We start from the raw sequence: 26,388 nt of genomic DNA, 5'->3' as shown, positions 1-26,388 counted from the left end.
TGGCTTGGCGCTTGGCCCCAGGGGCCGGCGCCGGCTTTCGAGGCCGCCCCTGACCTTGCTCAACTTTCCCCAAATCAAGCCAAACCAGCTTTTTTGCAACGCCCGCTATTGAATCGGCCAAATTGCCGTTATGATTCGACCTATGAACGCCGACCCTATCGAAATCCAAAAATTCAGTGAGCTGGCCCATCGCTGGTGGGACCCCACATCCGAGTTTCGTCCCTTACACGAAATCAACCCCCTGCGCCTGGAATGGATCAATGCGCGCGCGCCGCTGGCCGGCCGCCGCGTGATCGACATCGGCTGCGGCGGCGGCATCCTGGCCGAATCGATGGCCAAAAAAGGTGCCCAGGTGACGGGCATCGACCTGTCCGAAAAAGCCCTCAAAGTGGCCGACCTGCACAGCCTGGAATCGGGCGCGCAAGTGCGCTACCAACTGATCGCGGCCGAAGCGATGGCCGAGCAGGAAGCGGGCCAATACGACGTCGTGACCTGCATGGAAATGCTGGAACACGTGCCCGACCCGGCCGCCATCGTGCGCGCCTGCGCGACGCTGGTCAAACCGGGCGGCCACGTCTTCTTCTCCACGCTGAACCGCAACCCGAAAGCCTACCTGTTCGCCGTCGTCGGCGCGGAATACCTGCTGCGCATGCTACCCAAGGGCACCCACGACTACGACAAATTCATCACCCCGGCCGAACTGTCGCAATACGCGCGCAGCGCGCAACTGGAAGTGAAGGGCTTGAAAGGCATGGGCTACAACCCCCTGAGCAAAATCTACTCGCTCAACGACGACACCAGCGTGAACTACCTGATCGCCTGCACCCGTCCGCTGTAACACGACAAACCCGGGGCGGCTGCGGCCGCCCTACCCTACCGACTCCGCCGACCACCGAATCCGCCATGACCACGCCAAACCGCCCGCAAGCCCCGCTCGCCATCCTGTTCGACCTCGACGGCACCCTGGCCGACACAGCGCCGGACCTGGCGGCCGCAGTCAACCTGCTGCGCAGCGCGCGCGGCCTGGAAGCGACGCCCTACGCCGTGCTGCGCCCGACCGCCTCGTCCGGCGCCCGCGGCATGATAGGCGCGGCCTTCGGCATCGGCCCCGACGACGAGGGCTACATCGCCCTGCGCGACGGCTTCCTCGACAACTACGAAGCGGCGCTGGCCGTGCGCAGCGGCCTGTTCGACGGCGTGCCGGCCCTGCTCGACGGCCTCGCCGAACTGGGCCTGGCCTGGGGCGTGGTCACCAACAAGGCGGCCCGCTTCACCGACCCGCTGGTCGGCCTGATCGGCCTGGGCGCGGCCGGCTGCGTCATCTCCGGCGACACGATGGCGCACGCCAAGCCCCACCCCGCGCCGCTGCTGGAAGCGGCGCGCCGGCTCGGCCTGGCGCCGGAGCAATGCTGGTACGTCGGCGACGACCTGCGCGACATCCAGGCCGGGCGCGCGGCGGGCATGCTGACGCTGGCCTGCGCCTGGGGCTATTGCGGCGCCACCGAGCCGCTCAGTTGGGACGCCGACTACCTGCTGGAGACGCCGCAGGCGCTGCTGGCGTTGGTGCGCGACGTCGTCGATGCCGCCGGCCGCGACGAGCTGGCGGCGTAAGGCGGACCCGGCGCCCAGTGGACGAGCCGCGAATCAAGTCTGCGCGCTTGCGCGAATTGCGTTAAAATGAAGGTTCTGTGGGGACGACCTGGTTTCGACGTGGGTTGCAAAGCAGCGCAGGGCATACCGAGGGCGGGCTACCTCGTAAATACAACCTGAAAAACTTAACTGCAAACGATAACTCGTACGCACTGGCAGCTTAATCGCTGTTAGCTCTACAACACCTCGTCCCTGGGGTGGGCCCTTAAAAGCTGTAGAGTCATTTACAGGGACTCGTGTAATGCCGGGTTACTTGGCATCGCACTAAATAATAGGTAACTCGCCTGTCCGCAGCGTGCGCGTCCGCGTCGTATAGGTTAAATTAAATGGCAGCGCTAAGTATGTAGAACTGTCTGTAGAGTGCTTGCGGACGCGGGTTCGATTCCCGCCGTCTCCACCACTGAATTCTTTAGAATCAAGTAGTTAGCAAGACGAAGGCTGTCATTATTTGGGTTGTTTTTGGGCTGTTTAGGCTCTGGAATGACAACATAATGACAGCTTTTATTTTTGCCTCTCACTCTCATGTGGCACACGCAACTTGTTGTCCGCAAGAATCATTTTTGTTGCTACGGTGCACTTTATTACAATACGATTGACGTAATCGGTGGACTTTAAAAAGGCAACTGCTATACTAAAATTATGAAAACATCAATTGCTCGGTCGCGTCTTCGCAACGCCATCGTGTTCTTCGCGAAGAACACAGAGTCGTGCGGCAAGATCAAGCTGTTCAAGTTACTGTACATGCTTGACTTTGAACACTTTCGCCAGACAGGCAAGAGTGTGACCGGATTCGAGTATCAAGCTTGGAAATTTGGCCCTGTACCTGTCGAGCTCATGCAGGAGTGGGAAGATTTCGAGGACGATCTAAAGGCAGTTGTCGAAATCGTTCCTGAGCGGGTCATTGACTATACTCGGCTGGCTGTTAAGGTCCGAAAAAACGTCGAGTTTGATGCCGATGACTTTACCGGCCGGCAGATGACTATCCTGCATGACCTGTGCGAGAAGTATCTCACTACGCAATCACCAAAAATGATAGACGTTACTCACGAGCAAAATGGCGCGTGGGATAAGGTATGGGCGAATGGGCGCGGTGCGCAGAAAGAGATTCCTTATTTACTCGCTCTTGCGGACGATGCGGACAATCGAAGTTTGATTCTTGAGCTGGCAAGCGAAGCTAAAGGCTATTCGCATCCTGTAGCGAACGGTGGCTACTAGATGCCGGCCCTTGGTGAGGTTTGGAAGCATTCGCAGTTTTACACGGATGCCTTGACCGGGGAAATGCTACCCAAATATCTATTAATTCTTGCTGTCCGCCCGGATGGTGATTTGGTGTATCGTCTTTTGACGAGCCAAGCGCATCAGCGGCCACAAGCCCCGGCATGTGACAAGGATGGCGTACATCCAGGTTATTATCTTGGTACTCCGATGCCGGCCGGTGTGCTTTGCAAGCCAACTTGGCTAGATCTTCGCGAGATCGAGGATTTCGATGCGCGAGACTTCGCCGATCTGACGAAGAAGAATGTTTTAACGTTCATTCATTCCCCAAAGAGATCCTTTATACAGCACTTGAGTGCGCAGCTTATGCGCCAGATACAACCGCTCGGCAGACTAAGTACATTATGGCCGCTCGCGCGACCTTGAATTGCTAATTAACCGTCGACTTTTGCAAGCTGCTCTCCACTGCTCTAGCGAACAAAAAGCCCGCGTTTTGCGGGCTTTATTTTTTGTGGCGTAGATGTTCGCGAATGGCCGCTACCATTTTCAAGACCAGTTTGGCCGAACACCTAAGTCAACGAAAGAATTTGGGCTTGAAGTTAAACGCGCAAGCGATGGAGGCGGACGGCCGGCGCATGCTTGCAAACGCCGCGATACGACCACACAGCGCGACAAAACGGCTTTTCCCACGCCACCACTCCATGAACGCAAAAAACCGCTCAAAGTGCGCCAAAATGCGTCAAATCGCATGCCCCCCTCTTCTGCCCGCCGCGTCAGCCCTGCCGGACCTTCGGCCATGACGCAAAATTGAGTCAAAAGACCCCTATATAGCGGGCAGGCGTGGGGCGGGGATGACTGCGCGCGCCGGGCCGAAAAAGGCAAAAACTTTCATTTTGAGCAACAACAAACACCAAGGCGCAAAAAAACCGCCTCGTGGGCGGCTTGTCCGGCGTTTGGGGCGCGCAGGCGCTGTGGGGCTACCTCGCCCTTGGCTTGACTGCTAGCGCGGCGTGGCGGTCATACGGCGCGCCCCGCGCGGGCGATTGCGGCCCGCTCCTTGTCGTAGTCGTCGCGGCAATCGACACCACAGAACAGCGCGGCGGCTCCGACCTCTTCATCGCAGTAATGGCACCGGCAATCCGGCGCCAAGCGCGGCTGGCGGCGCACGGCGTCGAGGCCGCGGCGAACGGCCGCGAAGATGATTTTGTCGGTGATGTCGGCGTGGTCGCTCATGGCGCGCCCTCCCCGTCCGCCGTCAACTGATACGGCGCGAACTTCACCACCTCCACGCCGGCCCACTCGTTGATCGCGGTGAACTGCGATTGCAACGGCACCAGCTCATTGCGCGCGAACACGCGCGCGGCCGGCTCGACGGCGCCGAAGCCGCCGGCGTTGTTCGGCAGGATGCCCATGAGTTGCGGCGGCACGCGGTGCGCGGCCAGTTGGTCGTCGCGCGTCACGCTCTTGATGTTGAAAAACTCGTCCTTCGCCGCGACGTCGGATACCGGCAAAATCTGGATGCCATCCTTCTTGCCGTTCGGCGCGTACATGAACAGGTTGCGGAAATTTCCCGGCCCCTTGCTGTCGCGCATCGCCTGGCGCAGGTTGTCCACGTCCTGCGTGTTGGCCGCCGCGTCGGTCATGTAGAACACGAAGCCGGCATGCGAGCCGTTTTTGTAGTATTTGCGGCGGAACAGGGTTGCCGCCTCGTTGAGCCAGGCCGATTGCAGGGCGCTCAGGTACTGCGGCACGCCGTACAGCTCCTGGTTGACGTCCGGTTCCATCAAGTGGAACACCTTGCCCTTGTCGAACTGGTGCACGGTCCGGTAGGCGTTCACAAAAAAATAGGTGTCCATGTCCACGCCGCGCCGCATGTACTTGGCCAGCGCGTGTTCCAAGGTGAGCAACTGGCCGGAACGGCTAGCGCGGTTCTCCAGGTAGCCATTTCCGAATGTCAAAAAATCCAGCGCGAAACGCTTAAACGCCTCGCGCGTCAGGTACTTGGTCGGCACCAGGGTGGACGCTAAGATGTTCACCTTGAAATGGATTGCGCTGCTGTGGTGCACGCCGGCGTTAAACGATTTGGCCAGGCCGGCCAGGCTGACGGGCGGTTCATACCAGTCACCATTCTTCCAGCACTCGAAGCAGTCGAGTATGTCGCTGTGTTCGAGCACAGGGGTAGGATCGCCGAACGAAAACGCTTCCAGGCCGCCGGCGGCCGGCGCCGGCGCCACCACGGCCGGCGCCGCGCGCTGGTCCTGCGCACGCAGATGTCGAGCTTTGTTTCTCAAGAATAAATCTCCATAAAAGATTGGTTGGTATCGGTGCTGCCTTCGAACGGTTCATGGTCGAGGGCGTGCATGCAGGCCCAAGCCAGGTCGGCATGGCCTGTTTCGGCATTGCGGCCGGCGTCGTAGGTGACGTTGCGGCCGCTAGGGGTAAGGGTTTTGCGGATCGCCATGAAGGCTTGCGCGATGTCAATCCAACCGGCGTCGAATTCCAGCCGCGCCTTGCTGACGATGTTCTTCGCCTTCAAGACCATGCGCGTTTTGACCTCGGGCGAGTAGTTGATGGCCGTGGCGGCCGGGAAGAACTGGCGCACGATGGGGAACACGCCGATGCCCATGCCCGTCGTGTCGATGCCGATGTATTCGACATTGAAGCGCAGGGTCATCTGGCGGATCGCTTCGGCCTGATCCTTGAAGTCCAGGCCGCGCCACTGGTGGCGCTCCAGGATGCGGAATTTGCCGCCGGCGGTCATGGGCGGCGCGATCACCACGCAGCCGGCGCTGTCGCCCGTCAACGACGGGTCGTAGCCGATCCACACGGGCCTGTTGCCGAAGGGGCGCAGCGACACGAGCGGCTTGTAATCGTCCCACTCCAGCCAGGAATCGACCATGCAGCGCTGCAGCTCGTTGAGCGGGAAAACGGAAGCCGTGTCGTCGATGAAGTTGCACATCAACAGGTTTTCGAACTGGTCCGGGCTGTATTCGAAGTTGCGCAACTCGTCGATGTCGAACAGATTGCAGCCACCGCGCTCGGCGTCCATGATCGTGACGATCTGGCGCCAGATTTTGTCCTCGCCCGTGAAGCCCGACGACAGGCGCTTGTGGCTGACGTCAATATTGACCTGGTCCGCCTTGGCGCGACGCTTGTTGAACAGCTCGCCTGTCCAGAACGGGTAAGCCTGGTGGGTCGTCGAGGATGGCGTAGAAAAATACGTCTTGCGCCATTTCTTGTGGATCGCCATACCCGAGGCGACCTTGTTCAGTTCCTGGAAATTCTGCGTCCAGAAAAATTCATCGAAGTAAAAATTACCGTGGTAGCCCTGGGCCGTGCGCGCGTTCGTGCCAAGGAAGTACATGTGCGCGCCGTTCGGCAGCACGATAGGGTCGCCCGTCAGCTCGATACCGGCGGCCTCGCGCGCGAACTGGACGATGTATTGCTTGAAGACGTGGGCCTGCGACTTGGACGCCGACAGGAAAATCTGATTGCGCCCCGTCCGCATCGCGTCGGCCAGCGCCTCGCGGGCGAAATACCAGGTCGCCCCGATCTGCCGCGACTTGAGGATGGCGCGGGTACGCTGGTCGCCGTTGCGGAACCATACCTTTTGATAGTCGAACAGCGAATCCTGGAAGGCGTCGAGCAACTGAATTTTCTGCTCTTCGCTGAAGTCGTTGCGCGTCGGTTTCTTCTTCGGGCCGGCGTTGCGGTTCGCCAGCTTCGGGTTCAAATCCACCTCGTTGCCGCCGGGCTGCTCGTAGCGGCGCACGCGCGCCATCTGCACGATGGTGCGCGCCAGCAGATCGATTTCCTTGTAGTCGCTTCCGCTCTTTACTTCTTTCTCGATTAGCTGCACGATGCGCAGCTCGGCGGCGTTCTCGACGTGCTCGATGGCCTGGGCCTTGTCCCACTCGTCGCGCGCCTTCCAGCTATTGATGGTGCTGCGCTTGATACCCAAGTGGCGCGCGATGGACGATATGCGCCAGCCCTTCCAGTAAAGGCCGCGCGCGACGCGGCGCGGCTCGGATTCCGGCGCCGCCAATTCTGCAATTTTTTCTTCGGTTTCTAGCATGCCGCCAGCGTAGGCGGTGCGCGCGCGTAGCGGTTGAAGCCGCAAGTCGGTATCGGGCATAGCAACCCGCACAGCATTGAATCGGAACGCCAGTACGTTGACCATGGCGCTATCCGATCAACTGATGACACGCCCACCATGCCAAAATCGAAATTCTTCCGCGTCGCCACCGAGGGCGCCACTACGGACGGCCGTAACATCGACCGCGCCACCATCGAGCAAATCGCCGCCTCCTACAACCCGAAGACCTACGCCGCGCGCGTCTGGCTTGAGCACTACCGCAGCATCCTGCCGGACGGCCCATTCAAAGCCTACGGTGACGTGATCGCCGTCAAGGCGGAGGAGGTCGATACCGACACCGGCAAGAAGCTGGCCCTGTTCGCGCAGATCGAGCCGACGCCGGAGCTGGTCGCCATCAACAAGGCCCGGCAGAAGCTGTTCACCAGCCTGGAAATTCAACCGAACTTCGCCAACACGGAACGCCCCTACCTGGTCGGCCTGGGCGTCACCGACAGCCCGGCCAGCCTGGGCACCGAAGCGCTGCTGTTTTCGGCCAACCGCAAGCAGAGCACGGAGAACCTGTTTTCCTCGGCCGTCGAAATCAGCCTGGAATTCGACGAACCCGAAGGCCCCAAGCTGGCCGACATCGTAAAAAACCTGTTCGCCCGTTTGAAAACCGAATCCAAGACCGGCAACGAACAGCAGTTCGCCGACATCGGCGACGCCGTGCAGGAGCTGGCCGGCCATGTCGTCAGCGCCAACCACAACTATGCCGCCGCGCTGGTCCGCATCGAGATGGCGGAAGCCGCACTGAAAGCGACGCAAACGGAGCTGACCGCCTTCAAGGCGCAGATGGACGCCGAGCCGGGCAGTGCGCCGCGCCGCCCGGCCGCCACCGGCAACGACGGCGCCGTGCAGACCGAGTTCTAAGCGCCGGCCCGCTCATCCCCTTTAAAAAACATTTCGCCTGGAGCAAATTTTCATGAAAAAACAAACCCGTCTCGCCTTCAACCAGTACGCGGCGCGCCTGTGCCAGCTCAACGACACCGACAGCGTCGCCCACACCTACAGCGTCGATCCGACCATCCAGCAAAAACTGGAAAGCAAGATGCAGGAATCGAGCGAGTTCCTGTCGAAAGTGAACATGATCGGCGTCACCGACCAGGAAGGCGAAAAGCTGGGTCTGGGCGTGTCCGGCCCGATTGCCGGCCGCACCAACACATCCGCCAACAAGGATCGCCAGACGCGCGACCTGTCCTCGCTGGACGGCGTCAAGTACCGCTGCGAAAAGACAAACTTCGACACCCACATCACCTACCCCAAGCTGGACGCCTGGGCCAAGTTTCCTGACTTCCAGGCGCGCGTGGCCAACGCCATACTGGTGCGCCAGGCGCTCGACCGCATCGTGATCGGTTTCAACGGCACCAAGGTCGCGGCCGATACCGATCTGGCCGCCAATCCCCTACTGCAGGACGTCAACAAGGGTTGGCTGCAGCACCTGCGCGAACAGGCGCCGGAACGTGTGCTGGGCCTGGTCGGCGCCAACATGCCCGGCAAGGTCGTCATCGGCGACGCCGCCGGCGCCGACTACGCCAACCTGGACGCGGCCGTGGTCGATGCCGTCAACCTGCTGGACCCGTGGTATCAGGAAGACACCGGCCTGGTCGCCATCGTGGGCCGCAAACTGTTAAGCGACAAGTATTTCCCGCTGGTCAACACCAAGCAGGCGCCGACCGAAACGCTGGCGGCCGACATCATCATCAGCCAGAAGCGCATCGGCGGCCTGCCGGCCGCGCGCGTGCCCTACTTCCCCGACAATGCGATCCTGATCACCCGCTTCGACAATCTGTCGATCTATTTCCAGGAGGGCGCACGCCGGCGCCGTGTGGTCGATGAAGCCAAGCGCGACCGCATCGAGAACTACGAATCGTCGAACGATGCGTATGTCATCGAAGACCTGGGCCTGACCGCGCTGGTGCAAAACATCGAATTGAAAGCCTAAGCGATGTCGAACCCATCCCCAGCCATGCGCCACCGCGCGCGCATTCTGGCCGAGCGCACGGCCGGCGCATCCGAATCCCAGGACGTGACCACCGGCACGGCCTACGAGTTGATGCTCTACAAGCTGACCGACGACCGCCGGCGTCTGAAGAGCATTCAGTCGGTGGAACGCAAGATCGAGGTCAAGGCCACCCTGTTGCCGGACTATGCGCAATGGATCGACGGCGTGCTGGCCGGCGGCAAGGGCGCGCAGGATGACGTGTTCGCCACCCTGCTGGTCTGGCACATCGACACGGGCGAGTACGACCGCGCGCTGACGATTGCCGCCTACGCCATGGAGCATAAGTTCACTCTGCCGGAAGGCTACAGCCGCGACATTCCGACCATGCTGCTCGACGAATTCGCCGAAGGCTATCTGCAGGGTAAGCTGAACGCCGATCCGCAGCACGCAGTCACGGTGCTCGGCGTCGTCGAGAAAATGACGGCGTCGAGCGACGCGCCCGACCAGGCGCGCGCCAAGCTGCACAAGGCCATCGGCCTGGCCATGGTCGCCGTGCTCGACCTGGCCGACGACACTGACATCGCCCCGGCGCTGCTGGAGCTAGCCGACAACGCCATGGCGAACCTGAAGCGTGCCCGCGCCCTGTCGGAGGCCAGCGGAGTGAAAAAGGAAATCGAACGTCTGGAGCGGCGCATTAAGCGAGCGGCCGACTCCAAGTAAAGAGCACCCCCAAGGCGCTCGGCGGCACGGGGGAATTCTGGCCAGCACCAACGCCAGATGAACCCCGTCCACCGCCGACTTTTATTCTCCAACCCAAGTACACGCCATGTCTTTTATCGCCCATCCGCCCCAATCGACTACACCGGCTGCCGCGCCCGCGCCCGCGCCGGCCGGCATCGTCGAAAACGATGGCTGGTTCCCCGACATCGCGCTGTCCGACCTGCGCGACGCCATGCGCCTCGATGGCACCGTCACCGACGCGCGCCTGGTGCAGGCAGTGGTCGATGCCATCCTGCACGTCAACCGCGAGCTGCAGCAGTGGCAGGGCCAGCACGCCGTGGCCGGCGTTGCGGCGATGGCGGACGTGCCGGCCACCAGGATCAACCGCGAAAGCCGCCTGCTGGCGCAGTATCGGCGCGCCGTCTACAGCACGGCCAAGGCCGATCTGATCGAACGCTACCGGGACTACGACACCACGGCCTCGTCGCTGAGCGACAAGAAAAGCATGGAAGCGCTGGACGAGGCGCCCGGCGCCCAGCGCCGCAATGCGCAGTGGGCAATCGCCGATATCGTCGGCCGCACGCACCTGACCGTCGAGCTGATCTGATGCGCGTGCGTACGCAACAGCACGACACGGTGGACGCCCTGGTCTGGCGCTACCTGGGCGGCGGCGCCGGCTACGTCGAACACACCTTGGAACTAAACCCATCCTTGGCGCAATACGGTGCGGTGCTGCCCAGCGGCATCGTCGTCACCCTGCCCGAGCCGGTGCCGAGCACGACCACCATGACCGACATCGTGCAGCTATGGGACTAGCAAGCATCGCCAACATGAAATATTTACTCATCCTCAATACGGAGAATCAAGCAATGTCCGCAGAATCGTTCGGTGGCTTCGCCACACTCGTCAAACTCTACGGCTTCAAGGCTGCGCTGGGCATGATCGGCGCCGCCATGCTGTACATCGTGCTGCCGCCGCTGAATACGGACGGCACGTTCAACAAGGGCGAATTCGTCGCGCGCCTGGCCTGCGCCGGCGTGTTCTCATGCCTGCTGGGCGGCACGGCCTACCAATTGCTGTGCGCCCAACTGCCCACCATTGGCGCGATGGTCAATGCCAGCGCCATCGACCTGATCGTCGGCGCGCCGGGATGGTGGATATCGCGCGCCGTGGCCCTGTGGTTTCAGCGCCGCAACGACAAGGACATCGCCGAGATGGCGCGGGACGTCAAGGAATCCTTGTGAGCGGCCAGGACACCAACCAGGCGCTGATCGACCGCGTTGTCGATTCCGTGCTGCGGGTGGAGGCCGGCTATGTCAACGATCCGGCGGACGCCGGCGGCGAAACGAATTTCGGCATCACCGCCGCCGTCGCGCGCGCGAACGGATACGCCGGCCCCATGCGCACTATGCCCGTAGGCGTGGCGCGCGCCATCTACACGGCCCGCTACATCACCGAACCGCGGTTCGGCCGCGTGCTGGACATCAACGCCTCCATCGGGGCCGAGCTGATCGATACGGGCGTCAACATGGGGCCGCACCGCGCCGCCGAGTTCCTGCAGCGTTGGTTGAACGGATTCAACGACACCGGCAGCCGCTACCAAAACTTATTTGTCGATGGCCGGCTGGGCGAGCTGTCGCTGGGCGCCCTGGCCGCCTTCCTCAAGTGGCGCGGCCAGGACGGCGCGACGGTGATGCTGCGCGCGCTCAACGGCGTGCAGGCGGCGCGCTACCTAGACATCGCGGAAGCCAACACGAGCCAGCGCCGGTTCCTGTTCGGCTGGATCAAGGAACGGGTGGCGATATGATGCCGCTCGCCTGGCCCGGCATGGCCTTGCAAAAATGCCTGGCGCCGGCTTTGGGCATGATCGTCGGCGCCATGCTGAGCTGGACGGTCCAGGGCTGGCGCAAGGACGCGACCATCGCCGACCTGCGCCGCGCGGCGGCCACCAGCGAGGCCGCCGCCGCAACGCGGCTCGCGCAGGCCACCGGCCACGCGCGCGAGCTGGAGCGCGCGGCGGCGCTCGGCCTGGACAACCACACGGAACAATTCAAACTGGAGATGAGCCATGCACAAGCTGAACGTGATCGTTTTATCGCTGACGTGCGCGGCGGCGCTGTGCGGCTGTCAATCCCCGTCGCCGGCGCTTGCGCCGTCGGCGCCGCATATTCCGCCCCTGCCGGCGAAGATAGCGACCAAGCGCGAGCCGAACTTAACATCGAGGCTGCGGCAGCTCTTGGCGCCATCGCCGGCGACGGCGACGATGCCGCCCGCCAGCTAAACGCTTGCATCGACGCCTACAACAGCATCCGGGAACAATTCAATGTACAAGCCCAATAGCCTGCGCCGGCACTTGGCCGAGGCCATCCCCGACCTGCAGCGCAACCCCGACCGTCTGCACGTCTTCGCCGACGAGGGCAACGTCGTAGCGGCGGCGACGGCGTCGCTGTCGTTCGAATACCGCTTCAAGCTCAATCTGATCATCACCGATTTCGCCGGCGACGCCGACGCCATCATGGTGGCCTTGATCGCCTGGCTGAAAGCTCACCAGGTAGATCTGATGGGCAACGAGGAAAAACGCCGCACCGGCATCAGTTTCGAAGTGGACTTCAACAACCACGAGACGGTCGATATCTCGATCAAGCTGGACCTGACGGAACGCGTGGTCGTCCAACGCGGCGAGCAAGGACGCCTCGACGTCACGCACCTGGCCGAACCGCAAATGACGCCGGCCTACGCGGACGAGTTCTGGTCGCTCTACGCCGGCGACACGCTGCTGGCGGAATGGCACACACCGCAGGCGACCGCGTGACCGACAACCTTCACAGTCTGGAAGCATGGGCCGGCGCGCTGCTGGCCAGGCTGCAGCCGGCCCAGCGCCGTGCCATCAATCACAAGGTCGCCATCGACCTGCGCCGCAGCCAGGCGCAGCGTATAGCGGCGCAGCAAGGGCCGGATGGCGCATCCTACGCCGCGCGCAAACCGCGCAAGGAGTGGCACGGCAAGGCCGGTCGGATCAAGCGAAAAAAAGCCGCCATGTTCAATAAAATCAGAACGGCAACCTACCTGAAAATACGCGCCGCTCCCGGCGAGATAACAATCGGATTCTTTGGCCGCGTGGCCCGAATAGCCCGTGTGCATCAGGACGGCTTGCCAGACCAGGTGTCGAAGACCGGGCCACGGTACAAATATCCTGCGCGGCCCTTGCTTGGATTCAGCGAATCGGATCGGGCTTTTATCCGCGAGTCGCTGTTACGCCATATGGAATCCATCTAGCACCTTTTCCGATGTCCTTAACCGCTCGCACGCGCGTAGGGAAACCGCTTCAATCGGGTCGGTAAGCGCGATAGCAACCCGCCATCGCGTGCATCTGCGCACGCGATTCGGCAACATGCAATGCATGAACGCCGACCTGTCCGAAATCCTCCGCCTGCTGCAAAACCTGATCCGCCTGGGCACCATCGCCGAGGTGGACGGGGTAAAGGCACGCGTCAAACTCGGCCCGAAACTGACCACGCAATGGCTGAACTGGATCACGCCGCGCGCCGGCAGCACGCGCACCTGGTCATCTCCTACCGTCGGTGAACAGGTCGTAGTGCTGTCACCAGGCGGCGACCTGACGCGCGGCACCATCATGCCGGCGCTGTACTCGGAGGAATTTGACACTCCCGAATCCAGCCACACGGTACACACAACCCACTATCCCGACGGCGCCGTGGTGCAGTACGATCACGCGGCGCATGCCTTGACCGCCACGCTGCCCGGCGGCACCGCCACTGTCACGGCCGACAAGGTCACGTCCAACGCGCCCAGCACCATATGCACGGGCGATCTGACCGTCATGAAAAACCTGATCGTCATGCAAAGCACGACCATCCAGGGCGCCACTACCCTGAATGGCGGCGTGAACGCCAAGGCCGGCGCAGCCGGCGGTGTGGCCATGGCCGTGCAAGGCACGATCAAGGCGACCGTGGACGTGCTGGCCGGCGCCATCAGCCTGGCCAAGCACCCACACGGCAACGTGAAAGCCGGCGGCGACCAGTCGGGCGGGCCTTTGCCATGATGGGCATGCACGCCGCCACCGGGCGCAGCCTGACGGGGCTGGGCCACCTGCGCCAGTCAATTGCCGACATCCTCACCACGCCAATCGGCTCGCGCATCCGTCGCCGCCGCTATGGCTCCGAAGTGCCCGAGCTGATCGACCAGCCGCTGAACAGCGCGACGCAGTTGCGCATCTATGCCGCCACCGCCTTTGCCCTGCGCCGCTGGGAGCCGCGCCTGCAGCTCTCCAGTGTGCAACTCACGCGCGACACGGACGGCGCCATCACCCTGCTGCTGGAGGGCACGGCTAATGGCCAGGGCATCACCCTGGCCGTGCCCGTCAAGCAAGGGGGCGTCGTATGAGCACGCCCATCGACCTGACCCAGTTGCCGGCGCCCAGCGTGGTCGAGGTGCTGGACTTCGAAACCATCCTGGCCGGCCGCAAGGCACATCTGGTAAGCCTGCTGCCAGACGCCGAGCGCGCGGCCGTCACGGCCCTGTTAGAACTGGAATCGGAGCCGGCCACCAAGCTGCTGGAGGAAAACGCGTATCAGGAAACCATCCTGCGCAACCGCGTCAACGATGCGGGCAAGGCCGTCATGCTGGCCTTCGCCGTCGGTGGTGACCTCGATCAACTGGGCGCCAACGTCAACGTGGCGCGCCTGGCCATCACGCCGGCCCAGCCCGACGCCATGCCGCCCGTGGCCGCCGTCATGGAGGATCATGACGCCTACCGCCTGCGCATCCAGGAAGCGCCGGACGGCCTGTCCGTGGCCGGGCCGAAAGCGTCGTATGAATTCCATGCCCGCAGCAGCGACGGCCAGGTCAAGGACGCAAGCGCCACCAGTCCAGCGCCGGCGCACGTCACCGTCACCGTGCTGTCGAACGATGCCACCGGCATCGCCAGCGCCGCGCTGCTGGCCACCGTGGCGCGCGCGCTCAATGCCGAGGAAGTGCGCCCCCTGGGCGACCGCCTGACGGTGCAGGCGGCCGACGTGATCGATTACCAGATCGAGGCCACCTTGTTTATCGGCGTCGGCCCGGAAGTGCCGATCTTGCTGGCCGCCGCGCGCTCCAACGCCGTGCGCGTATCGCAGCCGCGCCGCCCGCTGGGTCACAGCATCTATCGTTCCGCCTGCAGCGCCGCCGTCCATGTTGAGGGCGTGCGCAAGGTAGTGCTGGCCAGCCCAGTGGAGGATATCGAACTGGACGCCACCCAGGCCGCGCGCTGCACGGCCATCAACCTGAACGTGGTGGTGCTCGATGAATAAGCACGTGCCAACCCTGCCGCCCAACACCACGCCGCTGGAACGCGCCATTGCCGTCGCCTGCGCCGAGCTGGTCAACGTGCCCGTGCCGCTGCGCGACCTGTGGAGCGCCGACCGCTGCCCGGTTGCCCTGCTGCCGTTTCTGGCCTGGGCCTGTTCCGTCGACCGCTGGGACGACAACTGGCCCGAGTCGATCAAGCGCGGCACCATCAAGGCGTCCTATTTCATCCACAAGCACAAGGGCACGATTGCCGCCGTGCGCCGCGTGGTCGAGTCCCTGGGCTACCTGATCCGCATCACTGAATGGTGGCAAACCACGCCGCCGGGCGTGCCGGGCACCTTCCGTCTCGATGTGGGCGTGCTCGACACCGGCATCACCGACGCCATGTTTCAGGAAATGGAACGCCTGATCGCCGACGCTAAGCCCGTCAGCCGGCACCTGACGGGTTTGGCCATCTACCTGGAAAGCCGTGGCCAGGTGCAAATCTGCCTGGCCGCCTATCACGGCGAAGTCATGACGGTTTATCCCTGGCTGGCCGAAGAAATCGAAGTGCGCGGCACGCTGTTGCAGGCCGGCGCATCCCATACCATTGACACCATGACCATCTATCCATGAGCACATATTTCGCCATTCTGACCGACGTGGGCGAGGCCAAGCTGGCCAACGCCATCGCCCTGGGACGTACCATAAAACTCGCCACCCTGGCCGTGGGCGACGGCAACGGCAATCTGCCGATGCCATCGAGCACGCAAAAGGCGCTGGTCCATGAAGTGCGCCGCGCTGGCCTGAACCAGCTGACGGTCGATCCAGCCAACGCCAGCCAGATCATCGTCGAGCAAGTATTGCCTGAAGACGTGGGCGGCTGGTGGATACGCGAAATCGGCATCTACGACGAGGCGGGCGACCTGTGCGCAGTGGCCAACTGTCCGCCCAGCTACAAGCCGCTGATGGTCGAGGGCAGCGGACGCACGCAAGTGGTGCGCGTCGTGCTCATCGTCGCCAGCACGGGCGCCGTCGAGCTGAAAATTGATCCGTCGGTGGTGCTGGCCACGCGCAAGTATGCCGACGACAAGGTCACCGAGGCTGTCATGGCGCATGAGGCGAAGGCCAACCCGCACCCGCAGTACTTGAGCAAGATCGACGGCGAGAACAAGATCGCCGCGGCGATTGCCGCCCTGGTCGATAGCTCGCCTGAAACCCTGAATACCTTGGCCGAACTGGCCGAAGCGCTGGGGCGCGATCCGCATTTCGCTACCACGATCACCAATGCGCTCGCCCTAAAAGCTCCGCTCGCGTCGCCAGAATTCACCGGCGCGCCGAAAACTCCCAACATCACGTTCGGCGACGATTCTCAGCGCCTTGTCAACGCACACACCTTGATCGAGGCGACGCAGGGGCGCGCCAGCGTGCAGGGTTTGGTCGGAGCAAATAATGCAGCGTCGCCCCTCAACAAATTCACCGTGTCCGCGCTCGCAGTGACGATGCGCAATCCGGCAACCGGGCAAACCATAACGAGGTATGGCACCGGCACACTGACGGCTGATTTGTCTGTGGTGGGGGCGAACGGCCGGGATCAGGTCGCCGTTATTTCCGGCACCTCGGCTGTGCATCTGCACTACATATTCAATCCCATCACAGGTGTAACCGCCCTACTTTGGAGCGCATCGGCTAGTGCCCCGATGCTGCCGGCCGGGTTCGCATTCTTCGCCTATGCAACGACAGTCCGCTACCAGGGAGCAAACGTCATCACGGCGATGATGGCCTACGGCTCGAAAATTTTTTACACCATCGACTCTAGCGCGACCCGCGTTCTTAGTGGCGGCGCGGTTACATCGCCACCCTCGTTTGTCGACTGCTCCCAGTATGTGCCGTCGAACGCGGCGCGGGCCATATTGCGGGGCGAGCTGCAGATTTCAAGCTCGTCAACAGCGACGTTCGTGTTGCAAATCCAGGTTTTCAATATGCAGTTTGTGCCAATCAAGTTCTCCATCGCCACCGCCAACACCGCCATGCATGGAGCTGGAATTTTTGAGATTCCCCTCGACAATGCCGGACGCTTTAGCTACGCAATTACTGCGGGAGCGACCGGCGGCGCATACGTCGATGTCATGGGTTATGTCATCCCAAATGGAGATTGCTAAATGAAAAAATCTTTTCGTGACCCCGCAACGCACATCCTCAAAGCGTGGGGCTTTGTTGACACCAACATGTCGGGCGACATTTCTCGGTCCGAACCCCTTAACTTCAATCTGAATCCAGGCGATTGGCGCCTTGTGAATGACGAATGGCAATCCGTTCCGCAGACACCCGCGCCAGGCGGCCAAGACGTCGGCAGAGAAAGCCCCGAAGCAAGTTGAACCACCTGACCTTGCAGCACGATCTTCCGCCCTCCCTTGGGCGCTTGACGCGCGCACCACATCAACCTATCGCCTCAATCAACAGGAGTAACAGCAATGGCCACTGACTACCATCATGGCGTGCGCGTCATTGAAATCAATGAAGGCTCTCGCCCTATCCGCACCGTTTCAACGGCCGTCATCGGCCTGATCGCCACGGCCGACGACGCCGACCCGGCCGCTTTCCCGCTCGACACCCCCGTGCTCGTCACCAACGTCCTGGCCGCGATGGCGAAGGCAGGCAAGACCGGCACGCTGTATCGCACGCTGGAGGCCATCGCGGCGCAAACAAAGCCGCTGACCGTCGTCGTGCGAGTGGCCGAAGGCGAAACCGAGGCGGAGACGACCACCAACGCCGTCGGCGGCGTCTCGCCGAACGGCAAATACCTGGGCGCCAAGGCGCTGCTGGCAGCGCAAAGCAAACTCGGCGTCAAGCCGCGCATCCTAGGCGCGCCGGGCCTCGACACCAAGGCAGTAACCAACGCCCTGGCCGCCGTCGCGCAGCAGTTGCGCGCCTTCCTCTACGCCTCGGCCCACGGCTGCGGCACGGTGGTCGAGGCGACGGCCTATCGCGGCCAATTCGGCCAGCGCGAAGTAATGATCATCTGGCCGGACTTCGTCAACTGGAATACCGCCACCGACGCGGAAGCGAGCATTTCGGCGGTCGCCTACGCAATGGGCTTGCGCGCAAAGATCGACGAGGAAACGGGCTGGCACAAGACGCTGTCGAACGTGGTCGTCAACGGGCCTACCGGCATCACAACGGATGTGTTCTTCGACCTGCAAGACCCGGCCACCGACGCCGGCGTGCTCAACGCCAAGGAAGTGACCACTCTGGTCAACATGGGCGGCTACCGCTTCTGGGGGTCGCGCACCTGCGAAGCTCCGGGCGGCTTCTTCTATTTTGAGAACTACACGCGCACCGCCCAGGTGCTGGCCGACACCATCGCCGAGGCCCATTTCGCCTACGTCGATCTGCCCCTGCACCCGTCACTGGTCCGGGACATGCTGGAAAGCATCAATTCCAAATTCCGCGACCTGAAACGCCAGGGCTACATCATCGACGGCACGGCCTGGTACGACGAGCAATACAACCAGAAGGAAACGCTCAAGGCCGGCACCCTGGCCATCGACTACGACTACACGCCCGTGCCGCCGCTGGAAAATCTGAAATTCCAGCAGCGCATCACCGATCGCTATCTGGTTGACTTCGCCTCGCGCATCACGGCGTAACCATCGGCACCATCATGCCCGCCCCGCGCGGGCCTATCGAATAACTGGAGAACGAAATGGGCCTGCCCCGCAAACTGAAAAATTTCAATCTGTTTCAAAACGGCGTGTCCTTCATGGGCATGGTTCCAGAAGTCACCCTGCCCAAACTCAGCCGCAAGATGGAGGAGTACCGCGCCGGCGGCATGAGCGGCCCCGTCATGGTCGATTTCGGCAACGAAGCGCTGTCGCTGGAATGGAGCGCCGGCGGCCTGATCGCGGAGGCATTGAAGCAATACGGCGCCAAATCGCACGGCGCCGTGCAACTGCGCTTCGCCGGCGCCTACCAGGAAGACGACGACGGCAGCGTGGCGGCCGTCGAGGCAGTCGTGCGCGGCCGCTACAAGGAAATCGATATGGGCACGGCCAAGATGGCCGACGACACCACGCACAAGTACAGCATGGCCTGCAGCTACTACAAGCTGACCATCGACGGCGCCGTCATCATCGAACTGGACTTCATGAGCGGCACCGAATCCATCGGCGGCGCCAGCACCAACGACGCCATCCGCAAGGCCATCGGCCTGTAAGGGCCGGGCCCGGCGGCAAGCGCCACCGTTTTACCCACATTTACCACCACCAAGAAAAAGGAACACATCATGAACAACGACACCCAACACCAGGCCGTCATCGAGCTGGACGAGCCCATCAAACGCGGCGACACCTTGATCACCTCGATCACCTTGCGCAAGCCGAAAGCCGGCGCGCTGCGCGGCGTCTCACTGATCGAGCTGGCGAACCTGAGCGTCTCGGCCCTGCAGATCGTGCTGCCGCGCATCACCGAACCGACCCTGACCGCACACGACATCGCCAATATGGACCCGGCCGACCTGCTGAGCATTGGCGCGGAGGTCGGCGGTTTTTTGGTGAGCAAAGCAGATCGCCTTTCGGTATCCCCAGCGAAGTAGAGGATGCGATGGCCGATATCGCCGGCGTCTTTCACTGGACGCCGGCGGCGATGGATGATTTTACGATCGATGAATTAATGGCCTGGCGCGAGCGCGCCAGGCAACGAAGCGGAGCGGAATAGATGGCTGGTCGTGATTTGCGGTTGCAGGTAGTGTTTTCGGCGCTGGACAAGATCACCGGCCCGCTCAAGAAGATCATGGGCGGCTCCGGCGAGACGGCCAAGGCGCTCAAGGCGACCAGCGACCGCCTGCGCGACCTCAATGCGCAGCAACGGAGCATCGGCCAATTCCGCGAACTGCATCGCGGTCTGGACGCCACCAAGGCCAAGCTGGAGGCGGCGCAACAGCGCGTCGCCGGCCTAGCCGCCAAGATGAAGCAAACCGAAAACCCGACGCGCGCCATGACGCGCGAATTCAATGCGGCGGTGAGGGCGGCTGGCGCACTGAAGACCGCCGGTCAGCAGCAAAGCCAGCAACTCCAAACCATGCGCGAGCGCCTTTCCAGCGCCGGTATCGGCACAAGGGAACTGGCGAGCCACGAACGCACCTTGCGCCACGAGATCGAGGCAACCAACAAAACCCTGGCCGCGCAACAGCAGCGACTGGCCGGAACGGCCGCGAAGCAACAGCGGGTCGCCGGCGCGATGCGGCACGCCGACAAGATGCGCGCCGTGGCCGGCAATGTGGCCACGGCCGGCGCCGGCGCCACCGCGACCGGCGCCGTGCTCGCCGCCCCCCTCGTCAAGGGGGTGTCGGAGGCGAAGCACTACCAGACCGAAGTGGGCCGCGTCAACGCGCTTGGCCTGGGCGACAAGGTGTCGGCCGAAGCCGTCGCCTTCGCGCGCAACATGAAAACCTACGGCACGAGCCAGCTCGACAACCTGCAACTGATGCGCGACGGCATGAGCGCGTTCGCCGACGTGCATCATGCGGAAATGGTCGCCCCGACGCTGGCGAAAATGAAGTTCGCCAACCGCGCATTTTTCGGCGAAGAGCAGGGCGTCGAGAACGAACGCAAATTCATGGACATGCTCAAGGTGATCGAGCTGCGCGGCGGCCTGGAGAGCAAGGCTAAATTCGAGGCCCAGGCCAACATCGTGCAGCAGGTGATCACGGCCACCGGCGGGCGTGTGGGACCAAATGAATGGCTGAACATGATTAAGACGGGCGGCATCGCCGCCAAGGGCTTGAAGGACGACGCGTTCTATTACCAGATGGAACCGTTGGTGCAGGAGATGAGCGGCAACCGCGTGGGCACCTCGCTGATGAGCGCCTATCAGAACTTGTACCAGGGACGGACCACGAAACGCTCCGCGCTGAAGCTGGAAGAGTTCGGCCTGATCGGCGACCAGAGCAAGGTCAAGCACGACAAGGCCGGGCAGGTGTCGTTCCTGAACCCCGGCGCGCTGCTGGGCGCCGACCTGTTCCGCGAGAACCAGTTTGAATGGATGGAAAAAATCCTGTTGCCGCAGCTCGCCAAGAAGGGCATCACGGAAAAGAATCAGGTGCTGGACGCAATCGGCAGCATGTTTTCGAACCGCACGGCATCGAATCTGTACTCGCAAATGTACCTGCAGCGCGCGCAGATCCACAAAAATGAAAAGCTGAACCGTGGCGCCGCGGATATTGGCCAGCTCGACCAGCTCGGCCGCAGCCAAGCATCCGGCAAGGAATTGGAAGCCGAGGCCAAGCTGGCCGACCTCAAGCTGACGATGGGCGAAAAAATCCTGCCGCTGTACGCCCAAGGGTTGGAAATGGCAATCAACGCGGTCAAGAGTTTGAACGGGTTCATGGAGCGTAACCCGGTCACGGCCAAGATCATGATTGCAGGCTTCGCCATTCTGGCCGGCGTGCTGCTGGTGCTCGGCCCGCTGATGTTGGGTATCGCCGCCCTGGTAGGCCCCTACGCCATGCTGCATGTGATGTTTGCGAAGATGGGAATCGCGGGCGGCGTCCTGACACCTATCTTGCGCGGCCTGGGCGGCGCCTTCATGTGGGTCGGCCAGGCTGTTCTGTGGCTCGGGCGCGCCTTCCTGATGAACCCCATTGGCCTGGCCGTGACCGCCATTGCGGGTGCCGCTTACCTGATCTACAGATATTGGGAACCGATCACGGCTTTCTTCGCCGGTATCTGGTCCCAGGTCAAGGCGGCGTTTGCCGGCGGCATCAGCGGCGTCACCAGCCTGATCGTGAACTGGTCGCCGCTGGGCCTGTTTACTCAGGCATTTTCGGGTGTGCTGGGTTGGTTCGGCATCGAGCTGCCGGCGAAGTTTTTCGACTTCGGCGCCAACATTCTGCGCGGGCTGGCGAACGGCATCACAGGCTCCCTGGGCACCGTCAAGGATGCCATCGTCGGCGCCGGCGCCAGCACCATCGGCTGGTTTAAAGAAAAGCTCGGCATTCGCAGCCCCAGCCGCGTGTTCGCGGAATTGGGCGACTTCACCATGCAGGGCCTGGCCGTCGGCCTGGACCGCAGCGAAGACGCGCCGATTGCCAAGGTTTCAGGATTGGCGCGGCGCCTAACAGAACTGGGCGCCGGCGTCGCCATCGGCGCAACGGGCGCCACCGCCCTGCCGGCCGCCGCGTTCGATACCCGCGCCCCGCTGTCCCAGCGCACAGGCATGGGCATGACCGTGCAAGGCGACAAAATCGAAATCGTGATCCAGGCGCAGCCGGGGTCCGATCCACAGGCCATTGCGCGCGCCGTGTACGCGGCGATGGAGCAACGCGACCGGGAAAAGGCCGCGCGCATGCGTTCAAGCCTGTTTGACCGAGAATAAGGACGCACCACCATGATGATGATTTTAGGAATGTTCGTGTTCAGCCTGCCGACGCTGGCCTATCACGAACTGCAGCGGCAAACCGAATGGAAGCACGCCAGCACGGCCCGCGTGGGCTTGCGCGACGCGCACCAGTTTGTCGGTCCGGGCGACGACACCATCACCCTGTCGGGCTGGGTGGCGCCGGAACTGACAGGTAGCCTATACTCGCTCGACGCCCTGCGCACTATGGCCGATACCGGCAAATCGTGGATTTTGATCCAGGGATCGGGGCGTATTTACGGCTCGTTCCGTATCACCGGCATGACCGAAGGCCGTACTATCCTGGACGGCAAGGGCGGCGCCAAGCGCGTCGAGTTCTCGATATCGCTCAAGCGCGATGACGACGGCGTGCTGTCGATGGTGGGCCTGGGCGATATCGGCGACCTCAAAAATATGTTGAGTCTCGACGGCATAACCAGCAGCATCGCCGGCGCCGCAAAAAACGCAGTCGGCAGCGTTGTAGGTAGCGTCGTTGGCGGCATCACCGGCAAATACGGCGGCGTCGTCAGCGGCGTGAAGGACAAAATCGGTGGCGCCATCAGCGGCGCTATCGGCAGTGCCGCCGGCAAGTTCAAATGAGCGGCAATACCCCGGCCTTCAAGGTGGCCATTGAGGAAAAGGATTTGACCAGCGTCGTTTCCGCGCGGCTGATCAACCTGACGTTGACGCTGTGCCGTGGCGACGACAGCGACCAGCTCGATATTTCCCTGGACGACAGCGACGGCAAGCTGGCCCTGCCGCCGCGCGGCGCCAAGATCGCCCTGGCGCTGGGTTGGCGTGCCGGCGGCTTGGTGGACATGGGGCGCTTCACCGTCGACGAAGTGGAGCACGCCGGCGCGCCCGACACCGTCACCCTGCGCGCCAGGTCGGCGAACCTGATCGACACCTTCAAGCAGCAGCAAGAGCGCAGCTTTCACAACACGACGCTGGGCGCCATCATCGACGTGATCGCCTTCCAGAACGAGCTGGCGTCGGGCGTGTCGCCGCGCCTGCGCGACACCGTCATCAAACACATCGACCAGACCCACGAAAGCGACGCGGCGTTCCTGCGCCGGCTGGGTAAGAAATACGATGCGGTCGCCACCGTCAAGAACGACAAGCTGCTGTTCATCCCAATCAACCAAAGCCGCACCGCCAGCGGCCAGGCGCTGCCAGTCATTGCGATCACGCGGGCGCTGGGTGACGGGCACCGCTACCACAGCGCCGAAAGCGACTCCTACACCGGCGTGCGCGCTTTCTGGCATGACGAGCGCTACGCGCGGCGCCGCAGCGTCGTGGCGGGCGTGCCAGGCAACAGCAAGCGCCTGCGCACCACCTTCGCCAGCGAACCCGACGCACGCACGGCGGCCGTGGGCGAATGGCAGCGCATCCAGCGCGGCCTGGCCACGTTCGAAATGACGCTGGCCCTGGGCAACCCGGCCGTGTTTCCGCAATCGCCCGTGACGGTGACAGGCTTCAAGCCCGAGATCGACGCCACGGAGTGGCTATCGACGAAGGTCACGCACTCCCTGGGCGGCAACGGTTTCACCACGCGCGTCGAGTTCGAAACGAAGACCGAGGCGGTGGAGGCGGAGCGGGAGGACGAGAAAGACCCGGACGAGGGCATCACCGGCGTGCTGGCCAAGTGGAAGGACGTCGTCACCAAGAAGACCGGCCAGCAGCAGGCCGGCCGGGAGGCGGCACTCAAGACCCTTGCGCACCTCTACAAGAGCAAGCACAGCGCCAAGCGCGCGGCGAAGCTGGAATGGTCGAAAATCAAAGAGGTGCGCGACATAATCCGGGAAAACAGCGACGCACCTTCGAAGCCGGAAGATACCGGCGCGGATGATCTCTAGCGCCCTCGCTTGACATTCGCCCACCTGGCCGGGCTGTCGCCGCTCGCCGGCACGCACTCGGCCGCGACGCCGAAAACGGATTTGGTGGTATGTCCAATCGAATAGGCATTCCCATCGATGTAACATTTATTCTCCGCCGGCGTGATCGCCCCGTCCGCCGCCATGGGCACCTTGTACAGCAGCCAACCGCAGGCGGCGAGGCTCGCCACAAGCGCCAACAAGCGCATCCGCGCCGTGCGCTGCAGTCGCGCAAAGCTCGCCGATTTTTCAGCGCAGGCCAAGCATGAGGTAGCGCCGTGGTGGGGAGTTGGGTATGCGGGTGGGTGACTAGCTACGGGAGGCGGCGCCGGTTTGGAAGGGGCCGCCGCGTTTTTGGCATCCTGTATCCACTCCTCCAGCGACGCCTTCACTTCGTGATACTTGTCGCGCGGCAGCTCCCGAAATCTCTTCAGGCCATAGTCGGTGATGAAGACCTTGTAAATCTTGAGGTCGTCATCACCCGTCAACGCGGCGAACTCCTTCACCAGAACATTGATGCTTTTGCGCTGATAGTCGGTGATCAGTTCCACCTCTTTCTCTTGCTCGCCGACATGCAGCGTGACGACGTTGCTTAGTCTTGGCGCCTCGTTCACATCGCCCATAACGGCCTGGCCGACATTCCCTTTGAATTCAACTTTTTCAGACATTTATTACCTTGCTTCTAAATACGCGTGCTCACTTTTTACTGCGACCGACATTGATTGTTTGCGGCGCGGAGATATCCCCGCTGACCTGCTGGCCAACCTCGCCATGAAAGACGACCTTTTGCGTACGCGGCGCCGATTTCGGCGCCGATACGGAAGCCGGTACGTTAGCGGGTTCGGCAATGCCTTCCACGACGCCAAGTACACGCGCTTTCCCCCGAAGATCGAGCTTGCGATACCCGATCAAGAGTTCGTTTTCATCGTCTGTCAGATTGTTGCCTGCTGGAGTTCCATGCAACACATAGTGCGTGTCCACTCCGACCGCCGCGACCGCTATCAAATAGTCTGCGCTCGGAAATCTCTTGTCCTGTTCATAGTTGATTTGCGTGCCCTTCTCGACTTTTCCAACCAGTGCAAGTTCAGGCTGCGTCATGCGGAGTCGCTTGCGTTCGCTCTTTAAGCGCTGACCAAATGTATCCATATTTCAATCTTTTAGTTGCAAAGTACAATTTTTTGTACTAAAGTGGCGTCATTATTAAGTGATGTATACAAATCATACCCTATGACAACTATAGCCCCAGTGACACGCCAGCCGAAGAACGTCCTTTCGCAGCCCATTCCTATCCGTTTGCTGCCCGAAGAGGTCAAGCGGGTAGAGCAATGCGCACAGCAGGATTCACGCTCGCGCGCCTCGTTTATGCGCCTTATGGTTCTTCGCGGCCTGCAATCCTATGAGGTCGAGCGCAGCCAATCAATCCCCATCCAGCACGCCTAACAGCAGAGGAACAGGCACCATGTATCCCGATCCCAAGCGCGTCCGCAACAACCGCATCATGCTGCGCCTCGACGACTATGAGCACGATCTTGTCGCGGCACTAGCGAACTACCAAGGTGAATCTGTAGCGACCATCGCCCGCATCATCATCATGCGCGAAGCGGCGGCGGTACTTGCTTCCGACAACAACGCCAGCTTACCCCGCAATGCCGGTTAAGCAAAGGCAGCAAAAAGCAACTTAATAGCAACTTACAAGCAACCGAAAAGATGCCTGACCAATCAATTACCCTGGACGACACCGAGCGCGACTTGCTGGAGCGCATTCGTCAACAGCAAGGGCTGAGCAGCATCGAGCAAGCCGGCGAGTGGCTACTTAAATCCAGCGTTCGCAAGAGCGCCAAGGGAATCACCGGCCGAGGTCGCGCACTGTACCAAGTTGAGAGAAAGCACAAATGAGAGTCATTGGCCTGCCCTGCCCGCACTGCGACTACACCGTTCGCGCGGTAAAAAGTCGCACGATGTCGGCCATGTTCAAGGAAATCACCTACATGTGCCAGAACCCGGACTGCGGCCACGTCTTCGTCGCCGGCCTCGAAGTGCTGCGCACGCTCTCGCTTTCCGCTGTGCCCAAGGCCGATATCCGCATCCCGATGTCGCAGCATGCGCGCAATGCGGCCACCAATCAACTCGCTTTCGATCTGACGGTCTGCTAACGACTATGTGCTCTT

34 protein-coding genes and 1 other RNA gene are annotated in these 26,388 nt (G+C 62.2%); 30 read left to right on the top strand and 5 right to left on the bottom strand.

What is annotated here, in order from left to right; translation table 11 throughout:
• Window positions 1-142: 142 nt before the first annotated feature.
• The 4 genes from ubiG (at window position 143) to OIK44_RS07980 (ending at window position 2,865) form a co-directional block, all read left to right on the top strand.
• Complete coding sequence (gene ubiG / locus OIK44_RS07995) at window positions 143-838, top strand: bifunctional 2-polyprenyl-6-hydroxyphenol methylase/3-demethylubiquinol 3-O-methyltransferase UbiG (RefSeq protein ID WP_273670196.1); 696 nt, start codon at window positions 143-145, stop codon at window positions 836-838.
• 65 nt (window positions 839-903) lie between these two features.
• Window positions 904-1,611 carry an HAD family hydrolase gene (locus OIK44_RS07990; RefSeq protein ID WP_273670195.1) on the top strand — a complete coding sequence of 236 codons (708 nt, stop codon included), beginning with the start codon at window positions 904-906 and terminating at the stop codon, window positions 1,609-1,611.
• Window positions 1,612-1,690: 79 nt separating this feature from the next.
• Window positions 1,691-2,050: a transfer-messenger RNA gene (gene ssrA / locus OIK44_RS07985) on the top strand.
• 239 nt (window positions 2,051-2,289) lie between these two features.
• A complete protein-coding gene (locus OIK44_RS07980; RefSeq protein ID WP_273670194.1) occupies window positions 2,290-2,865 on the top strand; it encodes a Panacea domain-containing protein in 576 nt (191 codons plus the stop codon).
• A gap of 1,017 nt (window positions 2,866-3,882) precedes the next feature.
• Here OIK44_RS07980 and OIK44_RS07975 read toward each other — a convergent pair.
• Genes OIK44_RS07975 through OIK44_RS07965 form a run of 3 tightly spaced genes read right to left on the bottom strand, consistent with a single transcriptional unit; the run spans window position 3,883 to window position 6,940 of the window.
• Window positions 3,883-4,098 (bottom strand): hypothetical protein, encoded by a 216-nt coding sequence (locus OIK44_RS07975; RefSeq protein ID WP_273670193.1) that lies wholly within the window; start codon window positions 4,096-4,098, stop codon window positions 3,883-3,885.
• Window positions 4,095-5,156 (bottom strand): phage portal protein, encoded by a 1,062-nt coding sequence (locus OIK44_RS07970; RefSeq protein WP_273670192.1) that lies wholly within the window; start codon window positions 5,154-5,156, stop codon window positions 4,095-4,097. Before OIK44_RS07970 ends, OIK44_RS07975 begins: the two co-directional genes overlap by 4 nt.
• Window positions 5,153-6,940, bottom strand: a complete 1,788-nt coding sequence (locus OIK44_RS07965) for a terminase ATPase subunit family protein (protein WP_273670191.1) — start codon at window positions 6,938-6,940, stop codon at window positions 5,153-5,155. The genes OIK44_RS07970 and OIK44_RS07965 overlap by 4 nt, the downstream gene beginning before the upstream one ends.
• A 138-nt stretch (window positions 6,941-7,078) precedes the next feature.
• Between OIK44_RS07965 and OIK44_RS07960 the strand changes: the two genes are divergently transcribed.
• The 23 genes from OIK44_RS07960 (at window position 7,079) to OIK44_RS07850 (ending at window position 24,202) form a co-directional block, all read left to right on the top strand.
• On the top strand, window positions 7,079-7,870 hold the full coding sequence (locus OIK44_RS07960; protein ID WP_273670190.1) for a GPO family capsid scaffolding protein: 792 nt from the start codon (window positions 7,079-7,081) through the stop codon (window positions 7,868-7,870).
• A gap of 52 nt (window positions 7,871-7,922) precedes the next feature.
• Window positions 7,923-8,942 (top strand): phage major capsid protein, P2 family, encoded by a 1,020-nt coding sequence (locus OIK44_RS07955; RefSeq protein ID WP_273670189.1) that lies wholly within the window; start codon window positions 7,923-7,925, stop codon window positions 8,940-8,942.
• 3 nt (window positions 8,943-8,945) lie between these two features.
• A complete protein-coding gene (gpM, locus tag OIK44_RS07950; protein ID WP_273670188.1) occupies window positions 8,946-9,662 on the top strand; it encodes a phage terminase small subunit in 717 nt (238 codons plus the stop codon).
• Between the two features lie 106 nt (window positions 9,663-9,768).
• On the top strand, window positions 9,769-10,269 hold the full coding sequence (locus OIK44_RS07945; protein WP_273670187.1) for a head completion/stabilization protein: 501 nt from the start codon (window positions 9,769-9,771) through the stop codon (window positions 10,267-10,269).
• Window positions 10,269-10,478: a tail protein X gene (locus OIK44_RS07940; protein ID WP_273670186.1), complete on the top strand. Its 210-nt coding sequence runs from the start codon at window positions 10,269-10,271 to the stop codon at window positions 10,476-10,478. Before OIK44_RS07945 ends, OIK44_RS07940 begins: the two co-directional genes overlap by 1 nt.
• 53 nt (window positions 10,479-10,531) lie before the next feature.
• Entirely contained in the window at window positions 10,532-10,906 is a 375-nt protein-coding gene (locus OIK44_RS07935) for a hypothetical protein (RefSeq protein WP_273670185.1), read from the top strand.
• Window positions 10,903-11,469 (top strand): glycoside hydrolase family 108 protein, encoded by a 567-nt coding sequence (locus tag OIK44_RS07930; RefSeq protein WP_273670184.1) that lies wholly within the window; start codon window positions 10,903-10,905, stop codon window positions 11,467-11,469. Before OIK44_RS07935 ends, OIK44_RS07930 begins: the two co-directional genes overlap by 4 nt.
• Window positions 11,466-12,002: a lysis system i-spanin subunit Rz gene (locus OIK44_RS07925; protein ID WP_273670183.1), complete on the top strand. Its 537-nt coding sequence runs from the start codon at window positions 11,466-11,468 to the stop codon at window positions 12,000-12,002. The genes OIK44_RS07930 and OIK44_RS07925 overlap by 4 nt, the downstream gene beginning before the upstream one ends.
• Window positions 11,986-12,474 (top strand): phage tail protein, encoded by a 489-nt coding sequence (locus tag OIK44_RS07920; RefSeq protein ID WP_273670182.1) that lies wholly within the window; start codon window positions 11,986-11,988, stop codon window positions 12,472-12,474. Before OIK44_RS07925 ends, OIK44_RS07920 begins: the two co-directional genes overlap by 17 nt.
• The gene (locus OIK44_RS07915; protein WP_273670181.1) at window positions 12,471-12,938 is read left to right on the top strand and encodes a phage virion morphogenesis protein; all 468 of its coding nucleotides are present in this window, start codon (window positions 12,471-12,473) and stop codon (window positions 12,936-12,938) included. The genes OIK44_RS07920 and OIK44_RS07915 overlap by 4 nt, the downstream gene beginning before the upstream one ends.
• A gap of 124 nt (window positions 12,939-13,062) precedes the next feature.
• Complete coding sequence (locus tag OIK44_RS07910; RefSeq protein ID WP_273670180.1) at window positions 13,063-13,725, top strand: phage baseplate assembly protein V; 663 nt, start codon at window positions 13,063-13,065, stop codon at window positions 13,723-13,725.
• Entirely contained in the window at window positions 13,722-14,066 is a 345-nt protein-coding gene (locus OIK44_RS07905) for a GPW/gp25 family protein (RefSeq protein WP_273670179.1), read from the top strand. The genes OIK44_RS07910 and OIK44_RS07905 overlap by 4 nt, the downstream gene beginning before the upstream one ends.
• Window positions 14,063-14,974, top strand: coding sequence for a baseplate assembly protein (locus OIK44_RS07900; RefSeq protein WP_273670178.1), 912 nt, complete (start codon window positions 14,063-14,065; stop codon window positions 14,972-14,974). Before OIK44_RS07905 ends, OIK44_RS07900 begins: the two co-directional genes overlap by 4 nt.
• Window positions 14,967-15,587: a phage tail protein I gene (locus OIK44_RS07895; protein WP_273670177.1), complete on the top strand. Its 621-nt coding sequence runs from the start codon at window positions 14,967-14,969 to the stop codon at window positions 15,585-15,587. Before OIK44_RS07900 ends, OIK44_RS07895 begins: the two co-directional genes overlap by 8 nt.
• Window positions 15,584-17,113, top strand: coding sequence for a phage tail protein (locus OIK44_RS07890; RefSeq protein ID WP_273670176.1), 1,530 nt, complete (start codon window positions 15,584-15,586; stop codon window positions 17,111-17,113). The genes OIK44_RS07895 and OIK44_RS07890 overlap by 4 nt, the downstream gene beginning before the upstream one ends.
• Window positions 17,114-17,329 (top strand): hypothetical protein, encoded by a 216-nt coding sequence (locus OIK44_RS07885; protein WP_273670175.1) that lies wholly within the window; start codon window positions 17,114-17,116, stop codon window positions 17,327-17,329.
• Between the two features lie 96 nt (window positions 17,330-17,425).
• Entirely contained in the window at window positions 17,426-18,601 is a 1,176-nt protein-coding gene (locus tag OIK44_RS07880; RefSeq protein WP_273670174.1) for a phage tail sheath protein, read from the top strand.
• 56 nt (window positions 18,602-18,657) lie between these two features.
• Window positions 18,658-19,167, top strand: a complete 510-nt coding sequence (locus tag OIK44_RS07875; RefSeq protein WP_273670173.1) for a phage major tail tube protein — start codon at window positions 18,658-18,660, stop codon at window positions 19,165-19,167.
• A 69-nt stretch (window positions 19,168-19,236) separates the two neighbouring features.
• A complete protein-coding gene (locus OIK44_RS07870; RefSeq protein WP_273670172.1) occupies window positions 19,237-19,545 on the top strand; it encodes a phage tail assembly protein in 309 nt (102 codons plus the stop codon).
• 8 nt (window positions 19,546-19,553) lie between these two features.
• Window positions 19,554-19,667 carry a GpE family phage tail protein gene (locus OIK44_RS07865; RefSeq protein ID WP_071650277.1) on the top strand — a complete coding sequence of 38 codons (114 nt, stop codon included), beginning with the start codon at window positions 19,554-19,556 and terminating at the stop codon, window positions 19,665-19,667.
• Window positions 19,668-22,325 (top strand): phage tail tape measure protein, encoded by a 2,658-nt coding sequence (locus tag OIK44_RS07860; RefSeq protein WP_273670171.1) that lies wholly within the window; start codon window positions 19,668-19,670, stop codon window positions 22,323-22,325.
• A gap of 12 nt (window positions 22,326-22,337) precedes the next feature.
• Complete coding sequence (locus OIK44_RS07855; protein ID WP_273670170.1) at window positions 22,338-22,946, top strand: phage tail protein; 609 nt, start codon at window positions 22,338-22,340, stop codon at window positions 22,944-22,946.
• The gene (locus OIK44_RS07850; RefSeq protein WP_273670169.1) at window positions 22,943-24,202 is read left to right on the top strand and encodes a phage late control D family protein; all 1,260 of its coding nucleotides are present in this window, start codon (window positions 22,943-22,945) and stop codon (window positions 24,200-24,202) included. The genes OIK44_RS07855 and OIK44_RS07850 overlap by 4 nt, the downstream gene beginning before the upstream one ends.
• On the opposite strand, the gene OIK44_RS07845 is transcribed toward OIK44_RS07850, so the two are convergent.
• Both OIK44_RS07845 and OIK44_RS07840 read right to left on the bottom strand, forming a co-directional pair.
• Window positions 24,199-24,888: a hypothetical protein gene (locus OIK44_RS07845; protein ID WP_273670168.1), complete on the bottom strand. Its 690-nt coding sequence runs from the start codon at window positions 24,886-24,888 to the stop codon at window positions 24,199-24,201. The two genes, OIK44_RS07850 and OIK44_RS07845, sit on opposite strands and share 4 nt — an antisense overlap.
• Window positions 24,889-24,916: 28 nt before the next feature.
• The gene (locus OIK44_RS07840; protein ID WP_273670167.1) at window positions 24,917-25,366 is read right to left on the bottom strand and encodes a helix-turn-helix domain-containing protein; all 450 of its coding nucleotides are present in this window, start codon (window positions 25,364-25,366) and stop codon (window positions 24,917-24,919) included.
• A 313-nt stretch (window positions 25,367-25,679) separates the two neighbouring features.
• Here OIK44_RS07840 and OIK44_RS07835 point away from each other — a divergent pair, with 313 nt between their 5' ends.
• The 3 genes from OIK44_RS07835 to OIK44_RS07825 are packed head-to-tail and all read left to right on the top strand — an operon-like array spanning window position 25,680 to window position 26,373.
• A complete protein-coding gene (locus OIK44_RS07835) occupies window positions 25,680-25,877 on the top strand; it encodes a hypothetical protein (RefSeq protein ID WP_273670166.1) in 198 nt (65 codons plus the stop codon).
• Between the two features lie 50 nt (window positions 25,878-25,927).
• Window positions 25,928-26,116, top strand: a complete 189-nt coding sequence (locus OIK44_RS07830) for a hypothetical protein (RefSeq protein WP_273670165.1) — start codon at window positions 25,928-25,930, stop codon at window positions 26,114-26,116.
• The gene (locus OIK44_RS07825; RefSeq protein WP_273670164.1) at window positions 26,113-26,373 is read left to right on the top strand and encodes an Ogr/Delta-like zinc finger protein; all 261 of its coding nucleotides are present in this window, start codon (window positions 26,113-26,115) and stop codon (window positions 26,371-26,373) included. The genes OIK44_RS07830 and OIK44_RS07825 overlap by 4 nt, the downstream gene beginning before the upstream one ends.
• Window positions 26,374-26,388: the final 15 nt, after the last annotated feature.

This window comes from Janthinobacterium fluminis (genome assembly GCF_028595325.1).
GTDB classification, from domain to species: Bacteria; Pseudomonadota; Gammaproteobacteria; order Burkholderiales; family Burkholderiaceae_D; genus Janthinobacterium; species Janthinobacterium fluminis.
This window is presented reverse-complemented; position numbering and strand designations above follow the sequence as displayed.

What these genes read in the sequence shown, in the direction of transcription:
- ubiG (WP_273670196.1), top strand. Translation starts at nt 143, where the DNA reads ATGAACGCCGACCCTATCGAAATCCAAAAATTCAGTGAGCTGGCCCAT.
- OIK44_RS07990 (WP_273670195.1), top strand. Translation starts at nt 904, where the DNA reads ATGACCACGCCAAACCGCCCGCAAGCCCCGCTCGCCATCCTGTTCGAC.
- OIK44_RS07980 (WP_273670194.1), top strand. Translation starts at nt 2,290, where the DNA reads ATGAAAACATCAATTGCTCGGTCGCGTCTTCGCAACGCCATCGTGTTC.
- OIK44_RS07975 (WP_273670193.1), bottom strand. Translation starts at nt 4,098, where the DNA reads ATGAGCGACCACGCCGACATCACCGACAAAATCATCTTCGCGGCCGTT.
- OIK44_RS07965 (WP_273670191.1), bottom strand. Translation starts at nt 6,940, where the DNA reads ATGCTAGAAACCGAAGAAAAAATTGCAGAATTGGCGGCGCCGGAATCC.
- OIK44_RS07960 (WP_273670190.1), top strand. Translation starts at nt 7,079, where the DNA reads ATGCCAAAATCGAAATTCTTCCGCGTCGCCACCGAGGGCGCCACTACG.
- OIK44_RS07955 (WP_273670189.1), top strand. Translation starts at nt 7,923, where the DNA reads ATGAAAAAACAAACCCGTCTCGCCTTCAACCAGTACGCGGCGCGCCTG.
- gpM (WP_273670188.1), top strand. Translation starts at nt 8,946, where the DNA reads ATGTCGAACCCATCCCCAGCCATGCGCCACCGCGCGCGCATTCTGGCC.
- OIK44_RS07945 (WP_273670187.1), top strand. Translation starts at nt 9,769, where the DNA reads ATGTCTTTTATCGCCCATCCGCCCCAATCGACTACACCGGCTGCCGCG.
- OIK44_RS07940 (WP_273670186.1), top strand. Translation starts at nt 10,269, where the DNA reads ATGCGCGTGCGTACGCAACAGCACGACACGGTGGACGCCCTGGTCTGG.
- OIK44_RS07935 (WP_273670185.1), top strand. Translation starts at nt 10,532, where the DNA reads ATGTCCGCAGAATCGTTCGGTGGCTTCGCCACACTCGTCAAACTCTAC.
- OIK44_RS07925 (WP_273670183.1), top strand. Translation starts at nt 11,466, where the DNA reads ATGATGCCGCTCGCCTGGCCCGGCATGGCCTTGCAAAAATGCCTGGCG.
- OIK44_RS07920 (WP_273670182.1), top strand. Translation starts at nt 11,986, where the DNA reads ATGTACAAGCCCAATAGCCTGCGCCGGCACTTGGCCGAGGCCATCCCC.
- OIK44_RS07910 (WP_273670180.1), top strand. Translation starts at nt 13,063, where the DNA reads ATGAACGCCGACCTGTCCGAAATCCTCCGCCTGCTGCAAAACCTGATC.
- OIK44_RS07905 (WP_273670179.1), top strand. Translation starts at nt 13,722, where the DNA reads ATGATGGGCATGCACGCCGCCACCGGGCGCAGCCTGACGGGGCTGGGC.
- OIK44_RS07900 (WP_273670178.1), top strand. Translation starts at nt 14,063, where the DNA reads ATGAGCACGCCCATCGACCTGACCCAGTTGCCGGCGCCCAGCGTGGTC.
- OIK44_RS07895 (WP_273670177.1), top strand. Translation starts at nt 14,967, where the DNA reads ATGAATAAGCACGTGCCAACCCTGCCGCCCAACACCACGCCGCTGGAA.
- OIK44_RS07890 (WP_273670176.1), top strand. Translation starts at nt 15,584, where the DNA reads ATGAGCACATATTTCGCCATTCTGACCGACGTGGGCGAGGCCAAGCTG.
- OIK44_RS07885 (WP_273670175.1), top strand. Translation starts at nt 17,114, where the DNA reads ATGAAAAAATCTTTTCGTGACCCCGCAACGCACATCCTCAAAGCGTGG.
- OIK44_RS07880 (WP_273670174.1), top strand. Translation starts at nt 17,426, where the DNA reads ATGGCCACTGACTACCATCATGGCGTGCGCGTCATTGAAATCAATGAA.
- OIK44_RS07875 (WP_273670173.1), top strand. Translation starts at nt 18,658, where the DNA reads ATGGGCCTGCCCCGCAAACTGAAAAATTTCAATCTGTTTCAAAACGGC.
- OIK44_RS07870 (WP_273670172.1), top strand. Translation starts at nt 19,237, where the DNA reads ATGAACAACGACACCCAACACCAGGCCGTCATCGAGCTGGACGAGCCC.
- OIK44_RS07865 (WP_071650277.1), top strand. Translation starts at nt 19,554, where the DNA reads ATGGCCGATATCGCCGGCGTCTTTCACTGGACGCCGGCGGCGATGGAT.
- OIK44_RS07860 (WP_273670171.1), top strand. Translation starts at nt 19,668, where the DNA reads ATGGCTGGTCGTGATTTGCGGTTGCAGGTAGTGTTTTCGGCGCTGGAC.
- OIK44_RS07855 (WP_273670170.1), top strand. Translation starts at nt 22,338, where the DNA reads ATGATGATGATTTTAGGAATGTTCGTGTTCAGCCTGCCGACGCTGGCC.
- OIK44_RS07850 (WP_273670169.1), top strand. Translation starts at nt 22,943, where the DNA reads ATGAGCGGCAATACCCCGGCCTTCAAGGTGGCCATTGAGGAAAAGGAT.
- OIK44_RS07845 (WP_273670168.1), bottom strand. Translation starts at nt 24,888, where the DNA reads ATGTCTGAAAAAGTTGAATTCAAAGGGAATGTCGGCCAGGCCGTTATG.
- OIK44_RS07840 (WP_273670167.1), bottom strand. Translation starts at nt 25,366, where the DNA reads ATGGATACATTTGGTCAGCGCTTAAAGAGCGAACGCAAGCGACTCCGC.
- OIK44_RS07835 (WP_273670166.1), top strand. Translation starts at nt 25,680, where the DNA reads ATGTATCCCGATCCCAAGCGCGTCCGCAACAACCGCATCATGCTGCGC.
- OIK44_RS07830 (WP_273670165.1), top strand. Translation starts at nt 25,928, where the DNA reads ATGCCTGACCAATCAATTACCCTGGACGACACCGAGCGCGACTTGCTG.
- OIK44_RS07825 (WP_273670164.1), top strand. Translation starts at nt 26,113, where the DNA reads ATGAGAGTCATTGGCCTGCCCTGCCCGCACTGCGACTACACCGTTCGC.